At 51.1% G+C, this 5,212-nt stretch carries 5 protein-coding genes; 2 read left to right on the top strand and 3 right to left on the bottom strand.

Annotated elements, in window-relative coordinates; all coding sequences use genetic code 11:
- A partial coding sequence (locus Q7V48_12165; GenBank protein MDO9211481.1) for an amidohydrolase family protein occupies nt 1-820 on the bottom strand: 820 nt, incomplete at its 3' end.
- A gap of 11 nt (nt 821-831) precedes the next feature.
- Nucleotides 832-1,653, bottom strand: a complete 822-nt coding sequence (locus tag Q7V48_12160) for a purine-nucleoside phosphorylase (protein ID MDO9211480.1) — start codon at nt 1,651-1,653, stop codon at nt 832-834.
- A gap of 277 nt (nt 1,654-1,930) precedes the next feature.
- On the opposite strand from Q7V48_12160, the gene Q7V48_12155 reads away from it, so the two are divergent.
- Nucleotides 1,931-2,854 carry a carbohydrate kinase family protein gene (locus Q7V48_12155; protein MDO9211479.1) on the top strand — a complete coding sequence of 308 codons (924 nt, stop codon included), beginning with the start codon at nt 1,931-1,933 and terminating at the stop codon, nt 2,852-2,854.
- A 193-nt stretch (nt 2,855-3,047) separates the two neighbouring features.
- Here the strand turns inward: Q7V48_12155 and Q7V48_12150 are convergent, their stop codons facing one another.
- Complete coding sequence (locus tag Q7V48_12150) at nt 3,048-3,302, bottom strand: RNA polymerase sigma factor (GenBank protein ID MDO9211478.1); 255 nt, start codon at nt 3,300-3,302, stop codon at nt 3,048-3,050.
- 294 nt (nt 3,303-3,596) lie between these two features.
- On the opposite strand from Q7V48_12150, the gene Q7V48_12145 reads away from it, so the two are divergent.
- Complete coding sequence (locus tag Q7V48_12145) at nt 3,597-5,036, top strand: pyridoxal-dependent decarboxylase (protein ID MDO9211477.1); 1,440 nt, start codon at nt 3,597-3,599, stop codon at nt 5,034-5,036.
- The last annotated feature ends 176 nt before the right edge of the window (nt 5,037-5,212 follow it).

Below are 5,212 nucleotides of genomic sequence, written 5' to 3'. Positions count from 1 at the left end.
GGCGGGCCAGGAGGTCCATTTCGGCTTCGGTCAGCCAGACGCAGTGGCAGGCGATCAGAGAGGGGGAGAGGAGTCCTAAACTTTCCATATGATTTACTGGTCTTTTGCCATATTTCTTAGAAATTTCTTCAACTTCGCTTCGGGTCTCGGCCAGATGAATGATCATGGGAACTCCATACCGATCCGCCAAATCCTGACACTGCCCCAAAAGCCCAGGAGAACAGGTGTACAAGGCATGGGGTTCCACGGCAATGGAGATGAGGGGGTCACCCTGCCAGCGGCTGATCAAGGCTTCGGTATATTCCAGTCCTTTATCCAGAGGTCCGTAATTGGGTGAGGGGAAATCATAAAGTACTTCTCCGACCAAAGCCCTCATTCCTGCTTCTTTGGCCGCTTGGGCAACCCGGTCTTCAAAAAGATACATGTCGCAAAACGTCGTAGTCCCTGAGCGGATCATCTCGCTGCAGGCCAAAAGCGTACTCCAGTAAACCTGCTCGCCGTCAGATTTACTTTCCGCTGGAAATATGTAACGGGTCAACCAGTCAATCAATGGAAGGTCGTCGGCCATTCCCCGGTAAGAGGTCATGGCCGCGTGGTTGTGGGCATTCACCAGACCGGGCATGATCAGGCCGCCCCGGGCATCAATGGTTTGGCGAGCCTCAAAATATCTTTCCACATGGGCTTTCGCTCCCAGGCTGGTTATCCGTCCGTTTGAAACGGCCAAGGCTCCGTCAATGATGGGTTCGGAATCGGGTGACAGAGGGAGTACTGTGCCATTGGTCAAGATCAAATCCGCAGACTTTCTTACTTGTTGGCCCAAGGAAACCTCCTCTAAATCTTTTCCAGAACTCCCTCCACAATGCCGATCATTTTCTTCCCGGCCACAGCAGCATTGGCCAGGATTGCTTCGAGGGGAGCTGGTTGCATGCAATCTGGAAGATTGACGTTGGAAATGGCCGAAAACCCCAGGATGCGCAAGCCGCAATGAGCCCCTATGATAACCTCAGGGATGGTAGACATCCCAACGGCATCGGCTCCCATCATCCGTAAAAGACGGGTTTCTGCCGGGGTTTCCATGCTCGGGCCCGTCACCCCTACATAAACCCCTTTCTGGAGCTTGATCTTTTTTTCAAGAGCGACTTGTTCGGATAAACCGATCAGCTCTCGATCATAGACGGCAGTCATATCAGGGAACCTCGGACCCAAAGCATCGAGGTTGGGACCGATCAGCGGGTTTTGCCCGGTAAAATTGATGTGGTCAGAGATGACCATGACATCGCCGGCGGAAAAGAGCGGGTTTAGGCCCCCGGCCGCATTGGATATGATAAGAATTTTCACTCCGAGCTTTTTCATCACCCGAACGGGAAAGGTTACCCGCAATAGCGGGTGGCCTTCGTAGAAATGGAACCTTCCTTGCATCACCAATACTTCCTTGTTGGAGCAGCGGCCGAAGATTAAGCGACCGGCATGTCCCTCGACTGTACTGCGGGGAAAGTGAGGAATCTCTTCATAAAGCAGTGATTGCCTTAGGGAGATTTTTTTCACCAGGCCCCCGAGGCCCGTTCCTAAGATAATGCCAACTCCGGGCTTCGCTTTGACCCTGCTGGCAATGAATTGAGAGGCTTCTTCCATTTCTTGTAGAATGTTTTCCATGAAAAGGTGCTCCTTAGCGCAGGGTGAAATACGAACAGCATCTTATTGAAAAAGTCAAACGGTGTCAAGAGCGGTTATCGTGCTAAATATCTGCTTGACAACATTTCCCGCCCTGTTAAAATTTAATCATTATTTTTTGCCTTGGAGTAAGATTGACTAAAACCTAAAAAGGGATATTCACCGCAGAGGGCACAGCGCGGCCATCCTGCTTCATTTTTTTTTGGGCCTAAAAAGTTATGATTGGCAAACCTTGAACTAATTTGAGAGGTCGATGAATATGCATGTCATTGTTTCCGGGTCACTGGCATACGACCGGATTATGGATTTCCCGGGATACTTCTCGGAGCATATCCTCCCCGAGAAAATACATGTTTTGAACGTCTGCTTCCAGGTGAAGGGCATGAAGGAGAAATTCGGCGGCACGGCAGGCAATATTGCCTACGCGCTCACCCTGATGGGCGAGAAGCCTGGAATCTCCGCTACTATCGGACATGATTATCAGCGGTACTTCGAATGGCTGGCGAAGAAGGGGATCTCTACCGAAAACATCAAAATCATAGAGGATGAATTCACTGCCAGTGCCTATATAACCACCGACCGGGCTGATAACCAGATCACCGGGTTCAACCCGGGAGCCATGAAATATCCTTCCTCTCTGGATTTCGACAAACTCAATCCAAAGGAGACCATGGTTATCATCTCTCCCGGTAATCTTGAGGACATGGTGAACTACCCACGCGTCTGTAAGGCCAGGGGGATCGACTATATCTTCGACCCTGGGCAATCGCTGCCCATGTTGGATGCGAAAGAACTGGTTAAGGCCATAGAAGGGTGCCGGATTCTGATCTCCAATGATTATGAGATGGATCTGATCATGAGCAAGACCGGGCTAAACCAAGAAGCCTTGCTTAGGCGGGCCAGGACGATCATTGTCACCCTGGGAGATCTGGGTTCAAAGGTCTTCACACCGGATTGTGAAATAAGTATTCCTACTGTGAAGCCCAAGGCGGTAGAGGACCCGACAGGCGCCGGAGATGCTTACAGGGGCGGGCTGGTCAGCGGTCTGGTCCGGGGCAAGGATATCGAACAGTCTGCCAGGATGGGCAGTGTATGCGCTTCCTTTGCTGTAGAGTGCTACGGCACTCAAGAATATAGGTTCAGCCCCAAGGAATTCAACGAGAGGTTCAACGAGTGCTACTGAGAGTAAGCATTCCTCCACAATGGAAACCTTTCCCAATCAGAGGGGGATTAATCCCCGGGTATGAGTTATTGCTCAGAGGTTGGAGTCTCTTGGGTCCCTTGGGGGGCTCCTTCTTTTTTGTCTCTTGTCCGGCAACACATCTGCATCATCCAATGAAACCCATTCCAGAATCCCCCATTAGCAAGCATAAGAACTACTCCCCATTTTTTTTACCGACGGGTTCACAGATTAAGACATTTCTCTCATCCACTTCGAAGTTGCATTTCTCTTCCAGGATTGCCTTTAACTTTTTACGGGACCGATGCAGCCTTACCTTCACATTCTGGACCGATAGGCCGAGAATATCAGTAATCTCTTGATGGGAAAAATCCATGACGTCAGCAAAAAGGATAACGCTCCGCTGCGATTCAGGAAGAAGGTTGAGTTGGTCCTGAACACATTGGGACATCTGGCTCTGCTCCAATTTTTTCTGAACTGGAGTCTCCTGAAGGTTTACCAGCCCATCATGAATTTCCTCAAAATGGGAAAATGTACTTTAGTAAATCTGACAAGTCCTATTATAGCTTAGCTTTTTTTATTCGTTTAGCGTTTGGAAAAGGGCGGCCAAATTTGTTTTCTTGATCTTTGCCCTAAGAAATTTTTATAATGGAATTGTCTATTACCCGTTAGCCTCTCCCCTTTCCCCTCTTCTGCAGGGGGGAAAAACTGGGTGAGAGGGATTTTCTCGGAGGGAAGGAAAAAAATGCCAAACGAAAATGGTTTTCACATGACCCCTGAAGAGTTCCGGCTCTATGGACGGGAGGTAGTGGACTGGATTGCCGATTACTATCAACGCCTTGAGTCCCTCCCGGTAATGTCCCAGGTTCAGCCAGGACAAATACGTGCTTCGCTTCCTTCCGAGCCGCCTCTCCGAGGAGAAGCCTTTGCAGCGATTCTCAGGGATGTGGACGAGATAATCCTTCCTGGAATCACCCATTGGCAGTCGCCCAATTTCTTTGCTTTCTTTCCAGCCAACACTTCAGGGCCCTCCATATTGGGGGAGTTACTTTCCGCAGGCCTTGGGGTCCAGGGAATGCTGTGGGCAACAAGTCCGGCCTGCACAGAGCTTGAAACGCATATTCTGGATTGGCTGGCGGATATGATAGGCATGCCGGCAAAATTCAAATCTGACCGGACGGGGGGCGGGGTAATCCAGGATAGCGCTTCCAGCGCCTCCCTTTGTGCTCTTCTGGCAGCTCGCGAGCGCGCGACCAACTTTATGAGCAACCAACGTGGCTGTGATGGGCGTCTCGTTGCCTATGCCTCAACCCAGACCCATTCTTCCATCGAGAAAGCAATTAAGATTGCCGGGATGGGCCAGCAGAATCTCCGACTTATTGAGGTGGATGAACGCTTTGCCCTACGGCCCGGTGCCCTGGCTAAACAGATCGAGCAGGATCGTCGGTCTGGCCTGATCCCCTGTTTTGTATGCGCGACTCTGGGCACTACCTCCTCGAACGCCATCGATCCGCTACCGGAGATCGGTCAGATCTGCCGCCGGGAAGGCCTTTGGCTTCACGTGGATGCCGCCATGATCGGTACCGCCGCCATCTGTCCCGAGTACCGCTATATCCATACCGGAATAGAATTTGCCGATAGTTACTGTTTTAATCCCCACAAGTGGATGTTTACCAATTTCGATTGCGATTGCTTTTATGTGGGGGACCGGGCGGTTTTAATCAACACCTTGAGTGTGCTTCCCGAGTACCTGCGCAACCAAGCCACCGAGTCGGGCGCGGTCATCGACTATCGAGACTGGCAAATATCGCTGGGTAGACGTTTCCGCTCTTTGAAGCTGTGGTTCGTCATCCGTCACTACGGGGTGGAAGGTTTACGCTACCACATTCGGCGCCATGTGGAATTGGCTCAAAAATTTGCCCAGTGGGTCCAAGATGACCATCGCTTCGAACTGGCCATGCTGCCCCCCTTCAATCTGGTCTGTTTCCGGCATGTAAGGGGAGAAACCATCAATCAACAATTGTTGGAGCATGTGAATCGGAGTGGCCAGCTATATTTAACCCATACCAAGCTCAACGATAAATATACGCTGCGATTCTGCGTCGGGCAGACCCGTACGGAGGAACGTCACGTTCATCGAGCCTGGCAGCTGATTCAGGAGACAGCGGAAGAGCTTGAGCGGTAAGAGAAGGTTACCTCTTCCGCCGGGGTGGGACATAAGGGGTTTCCAGATATTCTTTGGCTTCACGCTGGGCTAAACCCTCAGCCCCCTCAATCTCCAGGGCCTTTTGGTAACACTCCTCGGCCATTTTCCTTTCTTTACGGATATCGTGGATCATGCCCAGGCGAACCAGCGCCAAG

Source organism: Deltaproteobacteria bacterium, from assembly GCA_030654105.1.
Taxonomy (GTDB): domain Bacteria; phylum Desulfobacterota; class SM23-61; order SM23-61; family SM23-61; genus JAHJQK01.
The sequence above is the reverse complement of the archived record's forward strand: the minus strand, read 5'-3'. Positions and strand labels throughout refer to the sequence as shown.